Origin of the sequence: Actinoplanes lutulentus, assembly GCF_003259845.1 — a bacterium.
GTDB lineage: Bacteria > Actinomycetota > Actinomycetes > Mycobacteriales > Micromonosporaceae > Actinoplanes > Actinoplanes lutulentus.
Genome location: NZ_QLMJ01000002.1, coordinates 356989 through 379571, shown reverse-complemented (window position 1 = coordinate 379571; position 22583 = coordinate 356989). Strand labels below are relative to the sequence as shown.

The window sequence follows — 22583 nt, the reverse complement described above, 5'->3', positions numbered from 1 at the left end:
ATTAGAATCCGGCAATGCCGGAGATCGTCGAGCTGCTCGCCTCGTCCCGCCATCGTTTCGAGGGCCGGCCGGCCGACGGACCCGCACCCGCCCCGGACGGCGAACTGACCCGTGAGATCCACGTCCGGGCCGGGCTCGGCATCGTCGGCGACCGCTACTTCAATCACCCGGCGCACAAGGACGCGAGCGTCACCGTGATCGCGCGGGAGTCGCTGCCGCCGGGTGCCGGGCTCACCGAGGTGCGCCGCAACATCCTGGTCGCCGGCATCGCCGTGGACGACCTGGTCGGCTCGGTGCTCAGCCTGGACTCCGGGGACGGTCCGGTGCTGCTGCGGGTACGCCGACCGGCCAACCCCTGCGCCTGGATGGACGTCACGATCGGCCCGGGCGCGTTCCGGGCGCTTCGCGGCAAGGGCGGGATCCGCTGCGTGCCGCTGAACGACGGCGTGCTCCGGGTCGGCCCGGTGACCGCGTCGGTCCTGCTCGATCAAAAAGCAGAACCCGATCAAAAAGGTCAGACCAGCGCGGGCTGAAGCTCCCGGCGCTCCGACTCCATCAAGGAAGCGCGCTCCACCGACGACCAGTTGAAACTCTGGTCCTCGGCGCGGCGGCGCAGCCACGCGGCGTGCGTGTCGCGGGTGGTGGGCGGGGTAGAGGTACCGATGCTCATGCTCATGACGACTCCTGTGTCGGCGTGCCGGGCTAGGTGATCCCTTGATCGGCCGCTGGACTGCCCACTCCAGGAGAAAAGGACTCCGCACCCGACTTGCCACCGCCCGCAACCGGCGACTAACGTACAACCACATGGTTGTAGGTTCGGAGATCGAGGCGGCGGATCGGGTGTTCCACGCCCTCGCCGACGCCACCCGGCGCGACATCCTGACGAGGGTGATCCGTTCCGGGCAGTCCGTCTCGGAGCTGGCCCGGCAATACCCGATGAGCTTCGCCGCCGTGCAGAAACACGTCGCGGTGCTGGAGCGTGCCGCCCTGGTCAGCAAGGTCCGGCGCGGACGCGAGCAGATCGTGCACGGAGAGGTCACGGCCCTGCGCCGGGTGGCCCTCCTGCTTGATGCGTACGAAGAGGTCTGGCGGCACCGAGCCGACCGGATCGCCGACATCCTGGAAGAGAACGACTCCGCAGAAAACCAGTGAAAGGAGACCGGTCATGCCGGTTATCAGCGCTGTCAAGGACGTGGACACACTCACGATGACGTTCGTCGCCGAGTTCGAGGCGACCGTCGAGAAGGTCTGGCAGGTCTGGGCCGACCCGCGCAAGCTGGAGCGCTGGTGGGGCCCGCCGACCTGGCCGGCCACCTTCGAGCGGTTCGAGTTCGAGCCCGGCGGCCAGGTGCGGTACTACATGACCGGCCCGGACGGCACGAAGGCCCGTGGCTGGTGGACGCTCACCTCGGTCGAGGCGCCGCACCGCCTCGAGTTCGACGACGGGTTCGCCGACGAGAACAACGAGCCGGTCGACCCGAAGGACAGCACCCGCGGCGTCGTCACGCTCGAAGACCTCGGCGGGCGGACCCGGATGACCACGGTCTCCACCTTCACCAGCGCCGAGCAGCTGGAACGGATGGCCGAGATGGGCATGCAAGAGGGCATGCGCCAGGCCCAGGACCAGATCGACGCCCTACTGGCCTGACCCGAAACGGCCTGACCCGGAACGGCCTGACCCGAACCGCATACGTAGGACCGTTCATCCAGGTAGCGTCCAAGACGTGTCGACGACGGCCCCGGATCCGGCGTGAGCCCCACCTGGCCGGACCGGGTCCGCGGATCAGGCGCCACCACGAGCGCCCAGCGGATCGACGAGCTCACCGCCGCCCTGGCCGACCGCGACGCCGAGCTCGACCGGCTGCGCGCCGACCGGGACGAGGCCGCACAGATCGCCCAGGTCGAGCAGGTACGCCTCAACCAGCGGCTGCGCCGGCGTGCCAAGGAGGCGATCGACAGCACCGCCGACGTGATCGGCGGCAAGCTGGAGGACGTCGTCGTGCAGGTCGGCGCGGCCCGGGACGCGGCGGCCGCCACCCAGGAACGGGTGACGATCACGAACGACGCGGCCGAGGCCCTGGTGCAGCGGGCGCGCAGCGCCGACGAGGCGGCCACCGCGCTGAACGCGAGCCTGCGCCAGGTCGCCGGGATCGCCAGCGTGATCTCCCGGATCGCCTCGCAGACCCGGCTGCTCGCGCTGAACGCCACCATCGAGGCGGTCCGGGCGGGTTCGGCAGGCAGCGGGTTCGCCGTGGTCGCCGACGAGGTGAAGGGTCTCGCGAACACCACCGCGGACTCGACCGAGCAGATCACCAGCACGATCGCCGCCCTGGAGGCGGACGTGGCGCAGATGGGCGAGACGCTCAGCGCGATCATCCGGGACGTCGGCGAGATCGAGGACGCGATGCGCCAGCTCGGCGGGATCGCCGATCGGCAGAGCGACATCGTGATGCTGCTGCACCAGAGCGTGGACGCCACGATGGCGCAGATCGGCGACCTCTCCGACGTGGCCGAGCGCCTGGAACGCCGCCGGCACGACAGGCTCCCGGTCCGAGGGCGGGTGTCGATCACGACGCCGGCACAGACCGTCGACGCCGAGATCGTCGATCTCAGCGCCGACGGCCTCGGCTGCATGGTCGCCCGAGGCGTTTCTCTCACGGTCGGTGATGGGGTACGCGCGGAGCTCACCGTCGACGGCTTCCGTGCCACCGTCGAGGCGAAGGTGGCCCGCCGCCTGCAACGCGACGACGGGTCCCTGGAGATCGGCCTGGAGTTCCTGGAGATCCCCGCCGGAGTCGAGGATTTCGTGGCGAAACTAGGCGCCGACGGTCCCTGAGAACGCCGGGTTCGCCACGAAGTAATCCGCCATCGTGTCGGTGTGCAGCGCCGCGAACAGCTCCGAGCACTCCGCCACCGACAGCTCGTTCGCGGTTCCCGCAGCGGTCCGCACGAACCCGGACGACGGCAGCGTGGTGAACGCCAGGTCATCGGGCCGCAGCCCGGAGAGGTCCTGGAACGTGGCGGCCAGGTTCATCCCCGAGTCGACCACCAGCGAGCCGGCGATCGCCGAGACGAACGCGTCCAGCTTCATCGGGTTGGCGGCGATACCCAGCGAGGTCACCTTCTGGGCGAGCGCCCGCAGGTACTGCTGCTGCCGCTTGACCCGGTCGAAGTCGCCGTTCGGCAGGCCGTACCGCTGCCGGACGTAGACCTCGGCCATTCTGCCGTCCAGGTGGTGCTTGCCCGCCTTGAAGGTGACGCCGGTCCGCTTGTCGCGCACCGTCTTGGCGATCTTCACGTCGATCCCGCCGACCACGTCGGTGATCGTGCGGACGCCGGCGAAGTCGACCCGTACCACGTTGTCGATGGTCAGGCCGGTGAGGTGGCTGACGACCTGGACCACCAGCGGGGCGCCACCCCAGGCGTACGCGGCGTTGACCTTGGTCTTGCCGCCGGACCACTTGCCGGCCACCGGCGGGATGTAGACGTACGAGTCACGCGGGATCGAGACGACCGAGGCGGCCGAGCCGGTGCCGTCGACGTGCACCAGCATGATCGTGTCGCTGCGGGACTGCCCCTCGGACCAGCCCTTGCGGGTGTCCACGCCGAGGACCAGCACGTTGCGCGCCGAGCCCGCCGCGGCGGCGGGGCGGACCGGCGCCTTCGAGCTCTTCGAGGTGTGTACCCACGAGTTGTACTCCGGCTTCGCGGTGATCGGCGGCAGCGCCGCCGCCTCGGCGAGCACGTCGTCACGGCCGACGAGGTCGTTGAACCGGTACGCGAGGAAGCCGGTGGTGACGGTGACCGACCCGGCGACCAGCGCGAGCACGACGAGAAGCGTGGTCAGGACCTTTCCCCAGCGGGGCATGCGCTTCCAACGCGACAACGGGTGAACCTCCGGGTGCTGATGCGGGGCGGTCATCCTGAGGATCGGCAGGAACCCCGAAACGGCTGAGGATCAGCCGCCCGCACCGGTACCGTCGAACACCCCCGGCAGGTCCTCGGTGAGGTAACGCTGCACGGTCGGGCCGATCGCCGCCACGACCACCTCGATGGGCGCGGACGCCAGCGGCTCCACCTTGATCACGTAACGGGCCATCGCCATCCCGACCATCTGACTGGCCGCGAACGTGACGCGCAGCTGCCCCTCCGCCTCGTCGAGGCCGAGCTTCGGCACCGCCCGCCGCAGGATCTGGGTGATGATGAACTCGCGGAACATCTTGGTCGCCCACTCGTTGCCGACCGTCGAGCGCAGCAGCGCCACTCCGGCCGCACCCGCCGGGCCGTCCCAGATCTGCAGGAAGAGCCGCACGAAGCGGACACCCAGCTCGGACCGGTCCCCCGCGGCCGCCTCGGTGATCAGTTCGAGCGGGTCCATCGGCGAGTTCATCGTCGCCAGGAAGAGCTTGTCCTTCGAACCGAAGTAGTGATGCACCAGCGCCGGATCGACTCCGGCGCTGGTCGCGATGGCACGGATCGAGGCGCCGTCGTACCCCTTCTCGGCGAACGCGTTACGCGCAGCACCCAGGATCGCTTCGCGGGTGTCCGGGTTCCCGGGACGGCGTCCGGTCCGTCGCACTCTCGCTTCACCCCACTTTCTTCCGTACGCGTCAAGCAGTGCGCCGGCGCAGAGTCGCCGCGCCCAGCGCGAGTGCGACGATGATCGCGCCCACCACCACGATCAGATCACGCCACATGGTTCCGGTCGCCTCGGCGTGCGCACCGACCTCGGTGAGCGCCTCCACGGAGTACGACAGCGGCAGCACGTTGCTGATCGCCTGCAGCCATCCGGCCATCTGGTCGCGGGCCACGAAGAGTCCGCAGAGCAACAGCTGAGGCGCCACCACGACCGGCATGAACTGCACCGCCTGGAATTCGGTACGCGCGAACGCGCTGCACAACAGGCCGAGGGCGACACCGAGCACGGCGTTGGCCACGGCGATCAGGACGACCAGGCCGATGCTGCCGGCGGTGTCCATGCCGAGAACGCCATAGGCGAAACCGGCCGCGACCGCCGCCTGGAGGGCCGCCGCGAGACCGAACGCGACGCCGTATCCGAAGAGCAGGTCGAGCTTGCCGACCGGGGTGGTGAAGAGGCGTTCGAGAGTGCCGTTGGTGCGCTCGCGCAGCATCGCGATGCTGGTGATCAGGAACATCACGATGAACGGGAAGACGCCGAGCATGATCAGGGCGATCCGGTCGAAGGCGCCGGGCGTCCCCTCGTACATGAAATAGATCAGCGTGATCAGCAGCGTGGGCACCACGATGATCATCGCGATGGTCCGCGGGTCGTGCCGCAGCTGGGTGAGAATCCGTCGGATCGTGCTGACCAGAATCATTTCGCCGCCACCTCCTGGTCACGGATCAGGCGGAGGAAGGCCTGGTCGAGGTCGTCGGTGCCGGCGGACCGCTTGACCGCAGCCGGGGTGTCGTCGGCGATCAGCATGCCCTCGCGGATCAGCAGCAGCCGGTCGCAGCGGTTCGCCTCGTCCATCACGTGGCTGGAGACGAGCACGGTGGCGCCGTCGGCGGCGAGCCGGCGGAACTGGTCCCACAGCTCGTCGCGCAGCACCGGGTCCTGGCCCACTGTCGGCTCGTCGAGCACCAGGACGTCGGGCCGGCCGACGATCGCGCAAACCAGCGAGGCGCGGCTGCGCTGCCCGCCGGAGAGCTCGGCGACGAGCTGGCCGGCGTGGCTCGACAGGCCGACCGCCTCGATCGCGTCGTCGGCGTCCTTGGCGGTCAGCCGGTAGAGGCTGGCGAAGTAGCGGGCGTTCTCCCGGACGGTCAGGTCGGCGTACACGCTCGGCGCCTGTGTTACGTACCCGATCCGGCGGCGCAGCGGCGCCGAACCGGCCGGATGCCCGAGAACGGTCACCCGACCCTCGTTGATCAGTTGAACGCCGACGATGGCCCGCATCAGCGTCGTCTTGCCGCTGCCGCTCGGCCCGAGCAGGCCGGTGACGCTGCCGTGCGGGATGGTGCAGGTGAAGCCGTCGAGGACGGTTCTCTTTCCGCGTTTGATCACGAGGTCCCGGACCTCGATCGCGTTGTCAGACATGGCGACTCCCGAAACTCATCAGGTGATGAGTTTCAAGGTAGGCCGATATCCGGGTTAATTCAACAGGTGATGAATTTCCGCTGCCAGGTGCGACTGGAAGAAGCCGGCCGCCTCCTCCGCCACCTGGTCCAGGGCGCCCGGCTCGGAGAACAGGTGCGAGGCGCCCGCGATCACCCGCATCTCCGCGCTGATCCGCATGGTGTTGCGGGCCTGCTCGTTGAGATCGAGCACCTCGATGTCCTTCTCGCCGACCAGGAACATCGTGGGTGCGCGTACCTCCAGCAGGGCCGGGCCGGCCAGGTCGGGGCGGCCGCCGCGGGAGACGATCGCGCGTACCGCCTCCGGCCGGGCCGCCGCCGCGACCAGTGCCGCGCCCACGCCGGTGCTCGCGCCGAACAGGCCCAGCGTCAGCGCCGCCGTCGGCGGATTGTCCCGGGCCCAGTCGATAAGCCCGATCACCCGGTCGGCGAGTACACCGACATCCGTCCGCATCTGGCCGGTGCGCGCGTCCACCAGCTCCTCCTCCGGTGTCAGCAGATCGGCCAGCAGCGTGGCGAACCCGTACTCGTGCAGTTCCGTCGCGACGATCTGGTTGCGCGGGCTGAGCCGGGAGTCGCTGCTGCCATGGGCGAAAACGATCAGACCGACGGGGTGCTCCGGCAGACACAGGTCGCCGTGCAGGCGTACGCCGCCGACCTCGATCCGTTCCTCAGTTCTCCAACTGGTCATGACCCGAGGATTACCCGTCCGAGCTGCTGATATACGCCTTTTCGGTTTGCCTCAGCAGGGGTCGCGTGGCACCGATCAGGAGGAGGAAGAGTGCTTACGGGAGTCGAGGCCGCCATGTCCATTTCCCGGTTGAACCGCAGCCAGCCGGCCCCACCGGCGACGCCGGTTCGGCCCGCGCGGGACCGCAACCAGAACGCCCGCGAGGACGCCGCCTCGCTGACCGATCGTGATCGGGAACTGATCCTGCAGGCCACCGGTCAGCAGATCAAACCCGGCGAGGTGAACGCCGGCTGGATCAACTCACTCGCCGCCGCCATCGCCGCCGACCGCGCCACCGGCAAGCTCGCCGCCGGCCAGGAGGTCACCGATGTCTACCTCAAGGACCTCTCCCGGCGGTACGACCGGAACGGCGGGCGCAATCCCGTCGCCGGATACCTCGAACCGGCGCTGCGCCACCTCGACCAGCAGGGCGCGCGACGCGGACGACTCGACGTGAGCGCCTGACGACCCCCGTTGCCGCCAGGCGCCCACGTCAAGATCAAGGGGCCCGCTGGGTACGGTCCACGAGCGCCGCCGCCACGTCACGTAGCTTGCGATTGCTGTCCTGGGACACCTTCGTGAGGATGGCGAACGCCTCGTCGGCGCTGCACCGCCGCTCGCCCATGATGATGCCCTTGGCCTGCTCGATCACGGCCCGGCTCTCCATCGCGGCCTGCATGTGCTGCGCCAGGTTCACGGTGCTGTCGTACAGGTGCGCGTTGCCGAGCGCCACCGCCGCGTACCGGACGAAGGTCTGCGCCAGGGTCACGGCGTCGTCGTCGAAAGCGTGCGGCCGTTCGCCGTACAGGTTGAGCGCGCCGGCCATGCCCTCGACGATCGGCAGCCCGACCGACAGCACGCTGCCGAACCCGGCCGCCGCGGCCAGCCTCGGCCAGCCGTCCCAGCGGTCGTCGTTCGCGGCGTCGAGCACCGCGACCGTCGTCGTGCCGTGCGCCGCGGTGAGGCAGGGGCCGCCGGACCGCTCGTACTGCCGCTCGTCCAGCAGCAGCGCGGCCTCGCTGGTGTGCGCCGCCGTGTACGCCTCGCCGTCACGGATCATGGTGATGGACACCTGGCCGGCGCCAGGCAGGGTCCGCCGGGCGAGATCGGCGACCTGGTGCAGCACACCGTTGAGGTCGGTCTCGCCCAGCTTGATGCGGCCTAGTTCCGCAAAGATGCGGCCGAGTTCCGCGAAGGAATCGGTCGGGTCGTGCGCCTTCAACGTCAGAGGATCCCCGCAGCGGTGCGCGATCCGCCGAATGCGGCTCGCGTCGGTTACCGGTGGTGCTGCCCGGACAACCACGTGGTGTGGCCGCCGGATCCGCGCCGCTGCTTGACGCTGGTTGGCCGATGTCGATGGACGACTCCGGCCGCAGTTGGCAGATAATACCCAATAACCTCCGCGAGGCGGACACCGGCGGGCAGTCACCCGTTAGTGGCGAGGTTGTCGGGGTATGCCGTCGTTTGCGATCAGTTGTTTTAACTGACAGCGCACCCGCTCGATGTGACCCAGACTCGAACCCATGACGCCTGACCTGGCCGATCCCACCGCTGCCCTGCATGAGCTGGGCCGGATCACCCTGGGCGACACCGACCTGGAAGGTGTCCTTGACCAGGTCGCGACCCTGGCGAAACGTGCCGTACCCGGCGCCCACGAGGTCTCGGTGACCCTGATCCGCACCGACGGCCCGCGCACCGTGGCCTGCACCGGCGACGCCGCCCTCTGGATCGACAAGTGGCAGTACGAGAACGGCTGCGGCCCGTGCCTCGCCGCCGCGGCCGAACGCACCACCCTGATCGTCGACGACGTCCGCGCCGAGAACCGCTGGCCGGGCTGGCAGGAACACGCCGGCTCGGTGGGCGTACACAGCGCCCTTTCGGTGGGCCTGCCCATCCACGAGACGGTGACCGGCGCCCTGAACATCTACGCGGTCTCGGTCCAGGCCTTCGACGCCGACTCGGTGGTCCTGGCCGAGACGTTCGCGGGCTACGCGGCGGTCTCCCTGGCGAACGCCCACCTCTATGACACGACGGCGGCCCTGGCCCGCCAGATGCAGGTGGCGATGGAGAGCCGAGCCGTGATCGAACAGGCAAAGGGCATCATCATGAGCCAGCGCCGCTGCACTGCCGACGAGGCTTTCGCCATCCTCTCCAAGGCCTCCCAGGCCGCCAACCGAAAACTCCGCGATGTAGCCGCCACCCTGGTCTCCCAAGCCTCCCGCCCCTAGCCCCGTCCACCCAGCCCAGCCGCCCCCAGCCTCGCCCGAGCTGCGGACCACGTGCGGTGAGCGCCTAGGTCACGGTGCGCGAGTGGTTGCCGCAGGGACGCCAGAGGCCCGCCGCGGCCCGCCATCGCTGCCCAGGGTCACGGCACGTCCCCGGTCACGCTGACCGACCACCAGCACCTGCCCACTCACGCCGAGTTGCCGCCATCCGCAGAGCACTCAATGCGAGATCTTGGGCCTCTGTACACCCCCTGATGTAGTCAAAGGCTCAAGATCTGCGGGATGAGCAAGATCAACCGCCCGGCCGACCATCACCACCACCCGAACCCGACCCGACCCGACCGACCGCGACCACGACCGCCGCCGCCACAACCGCCGAGGCTTCGCATCGCGCAGTCACCGACGCCGCCGCGGTCGGATCGAGCGACACAACAAACCCGATCGAGTCGAGAGCACACGGTGACCCCGGCACCGCGTGGACAAGGGCACACCATCAAACCGAAAAGCGGGGACGGAATCACACCGTTGCCGTCCGTGTGCCGACATCACGGCTATGGCGTGGACGAGAACGCACAGAGCCGTTCCGTGCGCCCCCATCCACCCCGCAAGCCCTCCCCCGAAGCGACTCACACCAGGTGCTTGCGTAAAACCTCCACCACCCGCTCCACGTCCTCACGACTCGTCCGCCAATTGCTGAAAGCCGCCCTCAACGCCGGAACCCCCCGATAAACCGTCGGCGTCAAAAATGCTTCCCCGGACTCCGCGATTGCTTGAACAGCCCGCCCCACATCACCGGAAAACGTGAAGCAGACGACGTTGAGGCGTACCGGGGAAAGGAGCTCGACCCCCGGCATGGCCGCGAGCCGCTCGCCGAGAAGTTGTGCCGCCGAGATGTCGCGCACCACGATCTCCCGATGCCCGTCAACACCGTAGGCAGCAAGCGTGAACCACGCCGCAAGCGCCCGCAGACGGCGCGAGTTCTCCGGCGTGAGATGCACATGATCAGGGTTCGGGCCGGGGTCACCGAGATAAGCGGCGGCGTTCTGGAACACCCGGACCTGCAGATCGCGTCGCCGGGTGAATTGCACGGCCGAGTCGTAGGGAACATTCAGCCACTTGTGCAAATCCACACAGACCGAGTCCGCCAGATCCAAGCCGTCGACCAGGTGGGAATGCGACGGCGAAAGAGCGGCAAAAGCGCCGAACGCCGCATCGACATGCAACCAGAACGGATAACGCGAACGCAGCGAAGCGATCGCCCGCAGATCATCGAAGTCGACGGTGTTCACCGTTCCCGCATTGGCGACGACGATGGCCGGACGTCCGCCGAGCTCATCGAGCACCGACGCGAGCGCCGCGACGTCTACTGCCTCCCGGCCGTCCAGCGTCGGCACCAGGCGGAGGGCGTCACGACCGATTCCGAGCATCGACAGGGCCTTGACCACGCTGGAGTGCGGCGTACCCGACAAGACCGTCACCGGGCCGAGCGCTCCCACGCCCTGCCGTGCGACCTCGACCCCGAGCTGCTCGCCCAGCCATTCCCGGCCGATGGCGAGGCCGACGGTGTTCGACATGGTGGCGCCGGAGACGAACGTCCCCGTGAAGTCCTGACCGAGATGGAACATGTCCCGCAGCCATCCGACCGTCTCGTCCTCAAGATCGGCGGACGACGAGCCCGAGCGGTTCGACCCGTTCTGGTCGAGCGTTCCGGTCAGCCAGTCGCCGGCGAGTGCGGCCGGCGTGGCGCCGCCGGTGACGAAACCGAGATAGCGCGGCCCGGCGCTGCCGGAAAAGCCCGGCGCCCAGCGCTCCCCGAACAATGCGAGAGCACCGGCCGCGCCGACACCGTCAAAAGGGAGCGGCGCAGGGCTCAATGTCCCAGGATCACGCGCCACCGCCCGCTCGTTGATGCCGAGCAGCAACCGCGTCGCGTAATCCCGGGTGGCCTGCAACAGTTCAGGAAATGCGGCGAGGTCGCCGGCGAGTAATGGATCCACGTCGTCGAACGTAAATCCCCCACCGGCGACCCGTCGCGGTCCACATCAGGAAGCCTGGCCCGAAGCTCAACGAGGCGTGTAGATGAACCCCACCTTGTCCACGGCGGTCCCGGACCGCCCGTGGAAGCCCGCGATCTGCGCACCGGCCGGAGCAGTCCGCGTCACACAGTCCGACGTCGTCGTCCCGCCGGCGATGCTGTTCCCCAGATTCGTGGTGAACCGCACGTAGAAGATCCGGGTACGCCCGCTGTAAACCCCGCGGCACAGATAAGCGCTCGTCACATATTCACCACTGCCCAAGGAAAGCGTCTTGGCCGTCCCACCGGTCCCGCCGTGCGCCAGCACACTGCCACCGGCAAGCGTCGCCGAGACCTGATCGACACGGGTCCCGGCCCGCAGCCCGATCGAGCTGAGCCGCCCGGCCGAGCCGATGTCGTTGTAGTGATCCCCGTGCGGCCCGCCGAACTGCTCACTCACCTGGTACGCCGGGTTCGAGGTCCAGCTGAACGACGTACTGATCGGGAAGTGGTCGGAAAGCATCAGCCCGTCGCTGGTGACGAACCCGGCGTGCTCGTTGTGATACCCGACGGCGTTCAACGTGACGGCCCGGCTGCTCCGATAAAGAATCTTGTCGACGACCTCGCACGTGTCGGTGATCGCCGCCGCGTCACAGAGCAGCGCGTCCGCACCGGCGGCCGGGGCGACCCCGCCGCGTTCCAGTTTCACCCAGGCGTCGGTGAGCCCGTTCGCCGCGGTGAAGTCCCGGATCGTATCGGCCGCCCGGGTGTACCGGGTGTTCGTGTCCCCCATGACGATCACCGCGTTCCCCGCCGAGTGCGAGGCGATGAAAGCGGTGAGCTGGCTCAGGTTCGAGGCCCGCGACTCCTGGTCCCCCGCGTTGGTCCCGGCGTTCGTGTGCAGGTTGTAGAAGTCGACGTAAACGCCGTCGGCCACCCGGGTACGCGCGAACGTGAACCCTTTAGGCGTCAGACAGTCCCCGGAATCGAGCTGACAAGAATCCCAGTCACCACGCTCGAAATCGTCGGTGTCGTACGGCAACGTGGACAGAGTGTTGAGCCCGGACCCGATACCCGCGCCCCCGCTCGTCGGCGTCCGGTACGCGTGCGTGGTGTCTGCCGCGTACAGATAGGCGTGGTAGTTGAAGTCCTCCTGGACCTGAACCACTTCGTACGGTCCGAGGCGCTGACCGATCGCGGTGTGCGCGGTCTGCCGGTCGACCTCGGCGCTGGAGAGCAGTTCCGGCAGGCCGGCCACGTTGTAGGTGAGCACGTCGAAGGAGCCGCTGGCGGCGTAGGCGGGAGTGGGGGCGGCTAGCAGGGCGGCGGCAAGAATGCCGGACGCGAGGATTCCCTGGCGAAGCATTACCGGACGGTAACCAAAGGCCCAGGCCGGAGGGAAGAGTCAATCGGCGAACGTCGAGTTACGGAACCGAGCTGAGCTGCTGCTTTCAGATTTGTTCACGTTCACAACACGGGGAGTTGGGTCAACCTTCGCCGGACCCACGAAAGCTGAGCGCGATCTTGCCCCCCCGCATGCCCCGGAGCTCCCTCATGAACCTCAGTCGCCGCACTCTGCTGCGCGCTTCCGCCGCCGGAACAGCCGGCCTGCTCGCGGGCCCGCAGCTTCTGTCCACAAGCGCCACAGCGGCGACAGCACCAACGGCAACAGCAACAGCGGCAGCCTTCGTCGACTCCTACCAGACGAACATCACCGCGAACCTCACCGCCGAGACCAACGCCGCCGTCCGGATCCTCACCGGCATGAATCAGGTCTGGTCCACCGGCACCGCCTGGAACACCGGCACCGTCCTCGACCACGCCTTCCTGCGCGCCAACGTCCGCTACTGCGTGAAGACCACCCACGAGCGCACCGAGGCCGAGGCCGCCCGCGCGTTCGTGGTGGACCGCCAGCACCAGAGCTACTCGGTGATCGCCGGCCTCGGCCCGCTCGCCGACGTCTACAAGGCCGGCGCGCTCGCCGTCACCGGCATCACCTCGGCCCCGGCGACCACCCCGGCCACCACGATCAGCGACGCGGTCCCGGCCGGCGCCCCGGCGGGTTCGGCTCTCGGCGCGGGTTCCACCAGCTCGGCGCTCGGCAAGGTCGTCACCCTGGTCAACACGCTGCGCGGCAACTACTCGTCGGGCAACCCGTCGAAGTTCTCCTACCAGTACCCGCGCCCGTGGCGGATGAACGCCGACAGCGAGATCGTGCCCACCGGCGAGGTCGACGCGTTCGGTTACCCGGTCTACGAGTCGGACACCATCGTCGTCCCGCAGCTGCTCCGCCAGCGCAGCACGAACCCGGCCGAGGACGGCGGTTACGTCAGCGGTCACACCAACGCGCTCTACCTCGCCTCGATCGCCCTCGCCTACGCGGTCCCGGAGCGCTTCCAGGAGATGATCACTGCGGCCTACGACCTGGCCGAGACCCGGATCATCGCCGGCATGCACTCCCCGGCCGACGTCATCGGCGGTCGCATCCTCGGTACCGCGCTCGCCGCCGCCATCCTCGGCGACGCCGCAAACGCGACCCTCAAGGCCGAGGCGCGCGCCCAGGCGCTTGCCTACTTCCAGGCCCAGGTCGGTGGAGACCTCTTCGCCTACGCTCATTCTTCGATCACCAGCGATGGGTACGCGGACCGCGCGCGCAACGCCGCCATCGTGAAACCGAAGCAGACGTACGGCCTCCCGCGTACCCGCAACCGCGCCGCCTTCACGGTGCCGAAGGGCGCGGAGGTCCTGCTCGAGACCCGTCTGCCGTACCTGGACGCCGCGCAGCGCCGCGAGGTCCTGCGTACCACGGGCCTGGCCGCCGGCAACCCGCTGCTGGACGGCGGCGAGCAGTGGGGCCGCCTCGACCTGTTCACCGCGGCCGACGGTTACGCCGCGTTCGACGCGACCGTCGCGGTCAGCCTGGACGCCACGGCCGGCGGCTTCTCGGCGGCCGACACCTGGCGCAACGACATCGAGGGCCGCGGCGGCCTGATCAAGCTGGGCACCGGCGAGCTCACGCTGGCCGGCGACAACGAGTACCAGGGCGGCACCACGATCGCCGAGGGCACAGTGGTCGCGGCCGCGAAGAACGCGCTCGGGTCGGGCGACGTCACGGTCACCGGCGGCACGCTGCGCCTGGCGGCGGAGAAGGTCCACGTCGGCGGCGAGCTGCGGCTGCGCGCCGGCACCCTGGCCGCGACGGTACGCCCGCACGGCGCCGCCCCGCTCACCGTCCACGAGGAGGCGACGATCGGCGCCGGCACGGTCCTCGAGATCGCGGTGACCGCGGACAAGAAGTTCGACAAGGCCGTACCGGTCCTGAAGGCCCGCAAGATCCGCGGCCGCTTCGCCAAGGTCGTGGTGACCACCCCGGGTTACCAGGCCGAGCTCATCCACCAGAACGACACCGTCACGGTCCGCCTCCGCAAGGCCTGATCCAGCAGTCTCAGGCCGGGATGATCGGGGTGCCGGCCTGGGACAGCGCGGTCAGCACCGGGTGCGTCGAGGGCGCGTCGGTGATCACGCCGGAGACCTCGGTCGCGGGCAGGACCACGAACGGCGAGGCCGCGCCGATCTTCTCGCTGCTGGCCAGGACGTAGACGTCCGCGGCCCGGCCGGCCAGGGTTCGCTTCATCGCCGCCTCGTCGGCGTCACCGGTGGTCAGCCCCGCCTCGTGGTGGACACCCGTCACGCCCAGCAGGAACAGATCCGCCGTCACCCGCTGGGCCGCCTCGGCCGCCGCCGCGCCGGACGTCACCGCCGAGTGCTTGAAGAGGCGGCCGCCCAGCACGAACACCTCCACCGCCGGATGGCCGACCAGCGCCGCGGCCACCGTCGGGCTGTGCGTCACGATCGTCGCGCGCAGGTCGCGGGGCAGGGCCGCCGTGACCGCCAGCGCCGTCGTCCCGCCGTCGAGCAGGACCGTCGCGCCGGGGCGGATCAGTGCGACCGCGGCCGCCGCCACCCGTTCCTTGCTCGACGTGGCGACCGTGGCCCGGGAGGCGTAGTCCGCCACCGCCGGGGAGACCGGGAGCGCCCCGCCGTAGACCCGCTGGCACAGCCCGGCCGTCGCCATCTCCCGCAGGTCACGCCGGATGTTGTCCTCGGCGATCCCCAGCTCGGCGGCCACATCCTTGGCCACGAGTTTGCCGTCGGCGTGCAGCCGGACCAGCAGGTAGTCACGTCGCTCCGCGGGCAGCATTACGCGTTTCTCCTTAATATTGTCGACTCTTACGTGTTTCGAGTGTACGTTCTTGCCCGTGGACAACAGAAGCGGCATCGACATCCCTGACGCCCGCGGCCGCACCGGCCTGGACCAGGCGGGACGCGACCTCACCGGCAACCCGGACGTGGTGATCCAGGACGTCGAGTTGCTCGCCACGGCGTGGCACGTCCTGCGCCGGACAACGTACGACTACCGCGGCCGTGACGGCTCCTGGACCCGGCAGCAGCGGGAAACCTACGACCGGGGCGACGGCGCAACAGTGCTGCTGCACGACCCGGCCCGCGACACCGTGCTGCTGACCAGGCAGTTCCGGTTCCCGGTCTACGTGAACGGGCACCCGGACGGCATGTTCGTCGAGACGGCCGCCGGGCTGCTCGACGGCGACGACCCCGCCGCGGCGATCCGCCGGGAGGCGAGCGAGGAGCTGGGCGTCGAGATCGGCGAGCTGGAGCCGGTGTTCAGTGTCTGGATGAGCCCGGGTTCGGTCACCGAGCGGGTGCACTGCTTCGCGGCGACCTACAGCACGGCGTCACGCACCGGTGAGGGCGGCGGGCTCGCCGAGGACGGCGAGGACATCGAGACCGTGGAGATCGGACTCGACGAGGCGCTCAAGCGGATCGAGACCGGCGAGATCGCCGACGCCAAGACAATCATGATGCTGCAGTGGAAGGCCCTTGACATGCATCGACGCCGCCCATTGGATGTTACCGGGAGGTAAACACCGATGATCGGTCGTTCCGCGCTCGCCCTCGCCCTTCTCCTGCCCGTCGCACTCGCACCCGCACCCGCCCTGGCCGCACCCGTGGCCTGCCAGGCGCCCCCACCCGGCAAACCCGGCTATGTGGTCGCCGACCCGGCGTGCAACATCGACGGCACACCCTTCGCCGCGTTGCCGGACGCGAAGATCTGGACCGGGATCAAGGACGGCGCGGCGTACCGGATCGAGAGGCCGAAGCGCTGGAACGGCCAGCTCGTCGTCTACGCGCACGGCTTCCGGGGCAACGGGACCACGGTCTTCGTCGACAACCCGGCGCTGCGCGCGCACTACATCGAGCGCGGCTTCGCGTGGGCGGCCTCCAGCTACGCCACCAACGGCTACGACGTGTCGCAGGGCGTGACCGACACGCACGCGCTGATCGACGTGTTCCGGCAGGCCACCGGCGCCAAGGCGCGGAAGGTCTACATCACCGGCGCCTCGATGGGCGGCCACGTCACCGCGGTGGCCATCGAGAAATACCCGCGCACCTTCACCGGCGCGATGCCGACCTGCGGGGTGCTCGGCGACGTCGAGCTGTTCGACTACTTCCTGGACACCACGGTCACCGCTGCCGCGCTCGCCGAGACTGACGTCGACTTCCCCGCGTCGCCGCAGTTCGGTGCGCAACTCGGAAAGATCATCCCCGCCCTCGGCGTGACGACCGGCCTCACCGACGCCGGCCGCACCTGGTCGAACGTCGTCGAGCGCCGCAGCGGCGGCGAGCGGCCCGGATTCGACGCGGCGCTCGCGTACTGGAACGCGGCCGCCCAGGGCGGTGTCCCGTTCCTGTTCAGCTTCTACCCGAGCCTGACCGCCGGATCCGTCGACAACCGGCACACGCTGTACCGCTCGACCGACGCCCGCCGCCTCACCGCCACGGAGAAGAAGCTCAACGCCGACGTGCTGCGGGTCCGCCGGACCACCACCGCGGACGTCCCGGTCGTCGCCGGCAAACCGCGCATCCCGGTCCTGTCGCTGCACGGCATCGGCGACCTGTTCGTCCCGTTCTCGATGGAGCAGTACTACGCCCGCGAGTCGCACGGCCGCAACTTCGTATCCCGCGCCATCCGCGACGTCACGCACTGCGGCTTCACCCAGCCCGAGCTGCGCCAGGGCTTCGACGATCTGGTCCGCTGGGTCGAGACCGGCCGCCGTCCCGCCGGCGACGCGATCCTGGATCGGCGCACGGTCGCTGCCGCGACCTTCGGTTGTCGCTTCACCATCGGGGTACGCGGAAACTACGCGCCCTGCGGAGGCTGAACCGCCTCGGCGAGGGCCTCCCGCAGGGCCCTCGCCGCGGGTGAGGCCGCCCCGGCGACCCGCTGAGCCGTGAAGATCGTCCGCCGCGGCAGGCCGTCCAGGTCGAGCAGCCGGCAGGACGTCTCCCGTCCGGCCCACACCAGGTCCGGGATCAGCGCCACCGCGTTGCCGGACTCGACGAGACGCATGTGGGCCTGAAGGTCGGCCGTCTCGTACCGCACGTCCGGCTCGAAACCGGCCCGCCGGCACAGCTGCTCGGCGAAGTGCCGGGACGCCGCGCCGCGCGGTTCCATCACCCACGGCATGTGCCGGGCCTGGTGCAGCGAGTCCACCTCGTGCAGCGAAACCGCCGGATCCGGGAGCGCCAGCCGGATCGCATCGGTGGTCAAATCACGCCGATCAAGGCCAGGATGGTGCGGAGCGGCGTGAGCCGGGTATTGCTCTGCGATGACCATGTCGAAGTCGCGCGCCCAGGTCTCGCGCAGCGCTTCCTCGGGTTCGCGCTGGACCATCTCGACGCGGACGTCGGGAAAGCGCAGCGCCATGGCCCGCAGGGTGGCCGGCATGAACGCGAGCGCCGCCGACTGGAAGACCGCGACCCGGACCCGTCCGGTGACCCGGGTCGCGGCGGCCTGCAACCGGGCCTCGGCGCGTTCCAGCGTGTCCAGGATCTCGCCCACCGAGGCGACCAGGACCTCGGCCTGCGGAGTGAGCTGCACCCGCCGGCCGGATTTGCGCAGCAGCTGGGTGCCGGTCTCCTTCTCCAGCAGGCTGAGCTGCTGCGACACGGCGGACGAGGTGAAGTTCAGCGCCTCGGCGACCGCGGCGATCGTGCCCCGGACGGCGAGTTCGCGGAGCAGGATCAGACGACGGATCTCCAACACCGCCGATACTTTAGCCCAACTTAAGAACATCGCTCATAAAGCATCGCTTTTCCTAACCGGATGCGCGGACCCACACTGTTGCCGAAACCGGAAGGAGCATCCCGATGTCTGAGATCGCCGAAGAGACGATCGCCCTGGTACGGCGCTGGCTGCGCGAGGCCGCGGACGTTCGCGTCGGCGGCTCGGCAGCCCAGCTCGCCGGCGTGCTGCGCGACCCCAAGGGCCTCGCGTTCACGGTCGGCTTCGTCGACGGTGTGATCCGGCCGGAGGACCTGCGGGTCAGCGCCCGCGCCCTGCGCTCGCTCGCCGCCGACGTCCCGGCGTTCCTGCCGCTGCACCTGCGGGCCGCGGTACGCGCGGGCGGCTTCTTCGCCCCGATCATGCCCGGCGTGGTCGTACCGATCGCCCGGCGCGCGCTGCGGCACATGGTCGGCCACCTGATCGTCGACGCGTCCGACGCCCGCCTCGGCAAGGCGATCGCCCGGATCAAGAAGCGCGACGTCCGGCTCAACGTGAACCTGCTCGGCGAGGCCGTCCTCGGCCGCGGCGAGGCCGCCCAGCGGCTCAAGAGCACCGAGCGCCTGCTCGCCCGCCCGGACGTCGACTACGTGTCGATCAAGGTGTCGTCGACGGTCGCCCCGCACAACCCGTGGGCCTTCGAGGAGTCGGTCGCCGACATCGTCGAGGAGCTGACCCCGCTCTTCACGCTCGCCGCCGACACCGGCAAGTTCGTGAACCTCGACATGGAGGAGTACAAGGACCTCGACCTCACGATCGCGGTCTTCACCAAGCTCCTGGACCGCCCCGAGCTGCTCAAGCTCGAAGCCGGCATCGTGCTGCAGGCCTACCTGCCGGACGCTCTCAGCGCGATGATCCGCCTGCAGGAGTGGTCGGCCGCGCGGCGCGAGCGTGGCGGCGCCGGGATCAAGGTGCGCCTGGTCAAGGGCGCGAACCTGCCGATGGAGCGGGTCGAGTCGGAACTGCACGGCTGGCCGGTCGCCACCTGCGACAGCAAGCAGGCGACCGACACCAACTACAAGCGAGTCCTCGACTACGCGCTGCACCCCGACCGGATCACCAACGTCCGGCTCGGCGTGGCCGGTCACAACCTGTTCGATGTCGCGTACGCCTGGGTCCTGGCAGGAAAGCGTGACGTGCGCGCCGGGATCGAGTTCGAGATGTTGCTCGGCATGGCCGAAGGCCAAGCCGAGGCGGTCCGGCGCGAGGTCGGTGGGTTGTTGCTCTACACCCCCGTGGTACGCCCGGAGCAGTTCGACGTGGCGATCGCGTATCTCATCCGGCGGCTGGAGGAGGGCGCGAGCTCGGACAACTTCATGTCGGCGGTGTTCGAGCTGCACACGTCGTCGGCGCTGTTCGCCCGGGAGGAGCAGCGGTTCCTGGCCTCCCTGGCCGACCTCGACGGTGTTGTTCCGGAGCCCCACCGGGTCGCCGACCGCTATGCCGCCGTGCCGCGATCCGAGCCCGGCCTGTTCGCCAACACCGCGGACACCGACCCGGCCGTGGCGGACAACCGAACCCGGGTCCGCGCGGTTCTGGCGCAGTCCGCGTCGTCGCAGCTGGGCCTCGACCTGCCGCGGATCAGCGACCAGGCGCACCTCGACGCCGCGATGGAGAAGGCCGCCGCCGCTTCCTGGGGTGGCGCCGACCGCCGGGCCGTGCTCCACCAGATCGGTGAGGCGCTCGAAGCCCACCGCTACACGTTCCTCGAAGTGATGGCCGCCGAGGCCGGCAAGACCGCCGACCAGGCCGACCCGGAGATCTCCGAGGCCGTCGACTTCGCGCACTACTACGCCGAGCTCTCGGCCGCGCTGACCGACACCGACGGCGCCGTCCCGGTGCCGGCCCGGCTCACCCTGGTCACGCCGCCGTGGAACTTCCCGGTCGCCATCCCGGCCGGCTCGGTGCTCGCCGCCCTCGCCGCCGGTTCCTCGGTGGTGCTCAAGCCGGCCGGACCGGCCGAACGCTGTGGCACCGTGCTGGCCGGTGTCATCCGCGACGCGCTCGGCGCCGCCGGAGCCGACCCCGACCTGGTCACCCTGCTCCAGGTCGAGGAGAACGAGCTGGGCCGCTCGCTGATCGCGCACCCGCTCGTCGACCGGGTGATCCTGACCGGTGCGTACGAGACGGCCGAGCTGTTCCGCTCGTTCCGTACCGACCTGCCGCTGCTCGCCGAGACCAGCGGCAAGAACGCCATCATCGTCACGCCGAGCGCCGACCTGGACCTCGCCGTGAAGGACGTGGTGTCGTCCGCTTTCGGTCACGCCGGCCAGAAGTGTTCGGCCGCGTCGCTGGTCGTGCTGGTGGGCAGTGTCGCCCGGTCGGACCGGTTCCGGACGCAGCTGCTGGACGCGGTGTCGTCGCTGGAGGTCGGGTACCCCGCCGATCCGCGTAGTCAGGTCGGCCCGCTGGTCGAGCCGGCCGCCGGAAAGCTGCTTGATGGTCTGACCGTTCTGGGACAGGGCGAGAAGTGGCTTCTGGCCCCGCGTTCGCTGGACGACTCGGGCAAGCTGTGGAGCCCGGGCGTCCGCGACGGTGTGCGGCGCGGGTCGGCATATCACCGCACCGAGTACTTCGGCCCGATCCTCGGCATCATGACGGCCGACAGCCTCGACGAGGCGATCGAGCTGGTCAACGAGGTGGACTACGGCCTGACGTCCGGCCTGCACTCGCTGGACGCCGATGAGATCCGCACGTGGCTGGACCGGGTTCAGGCCGGCAACCTCTACGTGAACCGCGGCATCACCGGCGCGATCGTGCGCCGCCAGCCGTTCGGCGGCTGGAAGAAGTCCGCGGTGGGCGCCGGCACCAAGGCCGGCGGCCCGAACTACCTGGTCGGGCTGACCGGCTGGGAGTCCCGCGAGTCGTCAGCCACGGCCGCGGTGACCCACGCCGGGGTGCGGGCGCTGCTGGCCGCCGCGTCGTCCGATGCTTCCGCTCCGCAGGCCGAGGATGCCGCGCGGCTTGAGCGGGCCGTCCGCAGTGACGCGGCGTTCGCGCTGTCCGCGCTGTCGCCGTCCGACGTGTCCGGCCTGTCCGCCGAGCGCAACGTGCTGCGGTACCTCCCGTGCCCGGTGACGGTCCGGCTGGCCGCGGGCGGCTCGATCGCCGACCTGGTGCGGGTCCTCGCGGCGGGCACGCTCGCCGGCTCCGACATGCGGGTGTCGACGGCATCACCGCTGCCGGCATCGCTGGCAGTCCTCGTGCCGGCGGCTGTGGTCGAAGATGACGCCACGTTCGCAGCAGGCGTCAGCGCCGGCCGGGTGCGCCTGATCGCCGGACCAGCGACCGCCCTGACCGCGCTGACCTCACTGACCGACGCGACCGGCGGCCGTCCCGATCTCGCTGTCTGGTCCGGCCCGGTGACCGAATCCGGCCAGGTCGAACTGCTCCCGTTCCTCCGCGAGCAGGCGGTCAGCATCACCGCCCACCGCTTCGGCAACCCGCTCACCCTGGCCGCCGAAGTCCTCTGAGCAGATCTTCCCGGGCCAATCTTGCTAGCTGGCTCTCACTGCTGCCTCGCCACCCTTGAGACAGCAGTGAGAGCCAGCTGGTTGGTTGAAATCCCGCAAACAGCGGACGCCAGGTCTTGATCGCCTCTCCGCCGCAGCCCTCCCGCGGCGATCGTGGTCCCCGAACCACACCCCGACGGGAACAGCGGCCCAAGATCGCGCCGGCCCGAGCGAGTGTGTCGATTTCGGGTTCGCTAGCCTGTGAAGCCGTGGCCGGCGAGGGCCTTCTCGATGCGGGCCCGGTGGGACTCCTGCCAGTCGTCGAGGGTTTCCGCCTCTTCCTTGGCGAGTTTCGCCTGCGCGGCCGCCAGCACCTCGGAGGACCGGTCCCGCGGTACCACCACGACACCCTCCTCGTCGGCCACCACCACATCACCGTTGCCGACCACGACACCGCCGCACACCACGTCACGGCCGTGGGTGCCCAGCTCGGACTTCGTGCCCGGGATCGGGATGACGCCCCGGGCGAACACCGGGAACCCGATCTCCCGTACCTCACCGAGATCGCGGATCAGGCCGTCGAGGACGAACCCCGCGATGCCCCGCCGATGCGCCACCGCGCAGACGTTTCCGCCGGCCAGGGCATAGTCCAGATCGCCGGACTGCACGACGACCACCGAGCCCGGCGCGGCCCGATAAATGGCGGCGTGCAGCATCAGGTTGTCGCCGGGCGGGCAGCTCACGGTGAACGCCGGGCCGGCGATCCGCGGCACCGGCGTCCAGAGCGGCCGGATGCCGATGTCCATCACCCGCGAACGGTCGAGCACGTCAGCGAGCGTGGTCGGCGGAATGCTGTCGAAACCGGTCATACTTCCTCCATCGGTGGGCGGCACCCATGATCAGGCTGCCGGTCACCGAA

At 69.7% G+C, this 22583-nt stretch carries 22 protein-coding genes; 10 read left to right on the top strand and 12 right to left on the bottom strand.

The annotated features are described in order from the left end of the window. Positions 1-14 precede the first annotated feature (14 nt). On the top strand, positions 15-533 hold the full coding sequence (locus B0I29_RS05155) for a molybdenum cofactor biosysynthesis protein (protein WP_111647674.1): 519 nt from the start codon (positions 15-17) through the stop codon (positions 531-533). Here the strand turns inward: B0I29_RS05155 and B0I29_RS45605 are convergent. Continuing rightward, a complete protein-coding gene (locus B0I29_RS45605) occupies positions 515-676 on the bottom strand; it encodes a hypothetical protein (RefSeq protein ID WP_181557696.1) in 162 nt (53 codons plus the stop codon). The genes B0I29_RS05155 and B0I29_RS45605 overlap by 19 nt on opposite strands. 128 nt (positions 677-804) lie before the next feature. On the opposite strand from B0I29_RS45605, the gene B0I29_RS05150 reads away from it, so the two are divergent. The 3 genes from B0I29_RS05150 to B0I29_RS47375 all read left to right on the top strand — a co-directional run bounded on the left by B0I29_RS05150 (position 805) and on the right by B0I29_RS47375 (position 2836). Then, positions 805-1152 (top strand): ArsR/SmtB family transcription factor, encoded by a 348-nt coding sequence (locus tag B0I29_RS05150; RefSeq protein WP_111647673.1) that lies wholly within the window; start codon positions 805-807, stop codon positions 1150-1152. A 13-nt stretch (positions 1153-1165) separates the two neighbouring features. Beyond that, on the top strand, positions 1166-1648 hold the full coding sequence (locus B0I29_RS05145) for an SRPBCC family protein (protein WP_111647672.1): 483 nt from the start codon (positions 1166-1168) through the stop codon (positions 1646-1648). Between the two features lie 102 nt (positions 1649-1750). Then, positions 1751-2836, top strand: a complete 1086-nt coding sequence (locus B0I29_RS47375) for a methyl-accepting chemotaxis protein (RefSeq protein WP_111647671.1) — start codon at positions 1751-1753, stop codon at positions 2834-2836. On the opposite strand, the gene B0I29_RS05135 is transcribed toward B0I29_RS47375, so the two are convergent. The 5 genes from B0I29_RS05135 to B0I29_RS05115 all read right to left on the bottom strand — a co-directional run bounded on the left by B0I29_RS05135 (position 2816) and on the right by B0I29_RS05115 (position 6790). Next, positions 2816-3868: an LCP family protein gene (locus tag B0I29_RS05135; RefSeq protein ID WP_111648010.1), complete on the bottom strand. Its 1053-nt coding sequence runs from the start codon at positions 3866-3868 to the stop codon at positions 2816-2818. The two genes, B0I29_RS47375 and B0I29_RS05135, sit on opposite strands and share 21 nt — an antisense overlap. A 90-nt stretch (positions 3869-3958) precedes the next feature. Continuing rightward, a complete protein-coding gene (locus B0I29_RS05130) occupies positions 3959-4579 on the bottom strand; it encodes a TetR/AcrR family transcriptional regulator (RefSeq protein ID WP_111647670.1) in 621 nt (206 codons plus the stop codon). Positions 4580-4610: 31 nt separating this feature from the next. Beyond that, positions 4611-5339 (bottom strand): ABC transporter permease, encoded by a 729-nt coding sequence (locus tag B0I29_RS05125; RefSeq protein WP_111647669.1) that lies wholly within the window; start codon positions 5337-5339, stop codon positions 4611-4613. Further along, a complete protein-coding gene (locus B0I29_RS05120; RefSeq protein ID WP_111647668.1) occupies positions 5336-6061 on the bottom strand; it encodes an ABC transporter ATP-binding protein in 726 nt (241 codons plus the stop codon). The genes B0I29_RS05125 and B0I29_RS05120 overlap by 4 nt, the downstream gene beginning before the upstream one ends. A 54-nt stretch (positions 6062-6115) precedes the next feature. Then, the gene (locus B0I29_RS05115; RefSeq protein ID WP_111647667.1) at positions 6116-6790 is read right to left on the bottom strand and encodes a dienelactone hydrolase family protein; all 675 of its coding nucleotides are present in this window, start codon (positions 6788-6790) and stop codon (positions 6116-6118) included. Positions 6791-6880: 90 nt separating this feature from the next. Here B0I29_RS05115 and B0I29_RS05110 point away from each other — a divergent pair, with 90 nt between their 5' ends. Next, positions 6881-7294 (top strand): hypothetical protein, encoded by a 414-nt coding sequence (locus B0I29_RS05110; protein WP_111647666.1) that lies wholly within the window; start codon positions 6881-6883, stop codon positions 7292-7294. Positions 7295-7328: 34 nt separating this feature from the next. Here B0I29_RS05110 and B0I29_RS05105 read toward each other — a convergent pair whose 3' ends face one another. Next, entirely contained in the window at positions 7329-8051 is a 723-nt protein-coding gene (locus B0I29_RS05105; RefSeq protein WP_111647665.1) for a GAF and ANTAR domain-containing protein, read from the bottom strand. A gap of 301 nt (positions 8052-8352) precedes the next feature. Here B0I29_RS05105 and B0I29_RS05100 point away from each other — a divergent pair, with 301 nt between their 5' ends. Next, positions 8353-9057: a GAF and ANTAR domain-containing protein gene (locus B0I29_RS05100; protein WP_111647664.1), complete on the top strand. Its 705-nt coding sequence runs from the start codon at positions 8353-8355 to the stop codon at positions 9055-9057. 623 nt (positions 9058-9680) lie between these two features. On the opposite strand, the gene B0I29_RS05095 is transcribed toward B0I29_RS05100, so the two are convergent. Further along, positions 9681-11051, bottom strand: coding sequence for a pyridoxal phosphate-dependent decarboxylase family protein (locus tag B0I29_RS05095; RefSeq protein WP_111647663.1), 1371 nt, complete (start codon positions 11049-11051; stop codon positions 9681-9683). Between the two features lie 66 nt (positions 11052-11117). Further along, a complete protein-coding gene (locus B0I29_RS05090) occupies positions 11118-12434 on the bottom strand; it encodes a jacalin-like lectin (protein WP_111647662.1) in 1317 nt (438 codons plus the stop codon). 188 nt (positions 12435-12622) lie between these two features. On the opposite strand from B0I29_RS05090, the gene B0I29_RS05085 reads away from it, so the two are divergent. Beyond that, positions 12623-14503: a phosphatase PAP2 family protein gene (locus tag B0I29_RS05085; RefSeq protein WP_111647661.1), complete on the top strand. Its 1881-nt coding sequence runs from the start codon at positions 12623-12625 to the stop codon at positions 14501-14503. 10 nt (positions 14504-14513) lie between these two features. Here B0I29_RS05085 and B0I29_RS05080 read toward each other — a convergent pair whose 3' ends face one another. Further along, positions 14514-15269 (bottom strand): DeoR/GlpR family DNA-binding transcription regulator, encoded by a 756-nt coding sequence (locus B0I29_RS05080; protein WP_111647660.1) that lies wholly within the window; start codon positions 15267-15269, stop codon positions 14514-14516. 58 nt (positions 15270-15327) lie between these two features. Between B0I29_RS05080 and B0I29_RS05075 the strand changes: the two genes are divergently transcribed. Both B0I29_RS05075 and B0I29_RS05070 read left to right on the top strand, forming a co-directional pair. Then, positions 15328-16011, top strand: coding sequence for an NUDIX domain-containing protein (locus tag B0I29_RS05075; RefSeq protein WP_245972239.1), 684 nt, complete (start codon positions 15328-15330; stop codon positions 16009-16011). 6 nt (positions 16012-16017) lie between these two features. After that, a complete protein-coding gene (locus B0I29_RS05070; RefSeq protein WP_111647659.1) occupies positions 16018-17310 on the top strand; it encodes an alpha/beta hydrolase family protein in 1293 nt (430 codons plus the stop codon). On the opposite strand, the gene B0I29_RS05065 is transcribed toward B0I29_RS05070, so the two are convergent. Beyond that, positions 17289-18194 (bottom strand): LysR family transcriptional regulator, encoded by a 906-nt coding sequence (locus B0I29_RS05065; protein WP_111647658.1) that lies wholly within the window; start codon positions 18192-18194, stop codon positions 17289-17291. The two genes, B0I29_RS05070 and B0I29_RS05065, sit on opposite strands and share 22 nt — an antisense overlap. 104 nt (positions 18195-18298) lie before the next feature. Here B0I29_RS05065 and B0I29_RS05060 point away from each other — a divergent pair, with 104 nt between their 5' ends. Continuing rightward, positions 18299-21685 carry a bifunctional proline dehydrogenase/L-glutamate gamma-semialdehyde dehydrogenase gene (locus B0I29_RS05060; RefSeq protein ID WP_111647657.1) on the top strand — a complete coding sequence of 1129 codons (3387 nt, stop codon included), beginning with the start codon at positions 18299-18301 and terminating at the stop codon, positions 21683-21685. A 233-nt stretch (positions 21686-21918) separates the two neighbouring features. On the opposite strand, the gene B0I29_RS05055 is transcribed toward B0I29_RS05060, so the two are convergent. After that, positions 21919-22533: an RraA family protein gene (locus B0I29_RS05055; protein WP_111647656.1), complete on the bottom strand. Its 615-nt coding sequence runs from the start codon at positions 22531-22533 to the stop codon at positions 21919-21921. Positions 22534-22583: the final 50 nt, after the last annotated feature.

Excerpts from the sequence above, each read along its gene's own strand:
- B0I29_RS05120 (WP_111647668.1), bottom strand. The coding sequence starts at position 6,061 with ATGTCTGACAACGCGATCGAGGTCCGGGACCTCGTGATCAAACGCGGA.
- B0I29_RS05055 (WP_111647656.1), bottom strand. The coding sequence starts at position 22,533 with ATGACCGGTTTCGACAGCATTCCGCCGACCACGCTCGCTGACGTGCTC.
- B0I29_RS05125 (WP_111647669.1), bottom strand. The coding sequence starts at position 5,339 with ATGATTCTGGTCAGCACGATCCGACGGATTCTCACCCAGCTGCGGCAC.
- B0I29_RS05100 (WP_111647664.1), top strand. The coding sequence starts at position 8,353 with ATGACGCCTGACCTGGCCGATCCCACCGCTGCCCTGCATGAGCTGGGC.
- B0I29_RS05080 (WP_111647660.1), bottom strand. The coding sequence starts at position 15,269 with ATGCTGCCCGCGGAGCGACGTGACTACCTGCTGGTCCGGCTGCACGCC.
- B0I29_RS05145 (WP_111647672.1), top strand. The coding sequence starts at position 1,166 with ATGCCGGTTATCAGCGCTGTCAAGGACGTGGACACACTCACGATGACG.
- B0I29_RS05085 (WP_111647661.1), top strand. The coding sequence starts at position 12,623 with ATGAACCTCAGTCGCCGCACTCTGCTGCGCGCTTCCGCCGCCGGAACA.
- B0I29_RS05115 (WP_111647667.1), bottom strand. The coding sequence starts at position 6,790 with ATGACCAGTTGGAGAACTGAGGAACGGATCGAGGTCGGCGGCGTACGC.
- B0I29_RS05090 (WP_111647662.1), bottom strand. The coding sequence starts at position 12,434 with ATGCTTCGCCAGGGAATCCTCGCGTCCGGCATTCTTGCCGCCGCCCTG.
- B0I29_RS05150 (WP_111647673.1), top strand. The coding sequence starts at position 805 with ATGGTTGTAGGTTCGGAGATCGAGGCGGCGGATCGGGTGTTCCACGCC.
- B0I29_RS05070 (WP_111647659.1), top strand. The coding sequence starts at position 16,018 with ATGATCGGTCGTTCCGCGCTCGCCCTCGCCCTTCTCCTGCCCGTCGCA.
- B0I29_RS05060 (WP_111647657.1), top strand. The coding sequence starts at position 18,299 with ATGTCTGAGATCGCCGAAGAGACGATCGCCCTGGTACGGCGCTGGCTG.
- B0I29_RS05155 (WP_111647674.1), top strand. The coding sequence starts at position 15 with ATGCCGGAGATCGTCGAGCTGCTCGCCTCGTCCCGCCATCGTTTCGAG.
- B0I29_RS45605 (WP_181557696.1), bottom strand. The coding sequence starts at position 676 with ATGAGCATGAGCATCGGTACCTCTACCCCGCCCACCACCCGCGACACG.
- B0I29_RS05135 (WP_111648010.1), bottom strand. The coding sequence starts at position 3,868 with ATGCCCCGCTGGGGAAAGGTCCTGACCACGCTTCTCGTCGTGCTCGCG.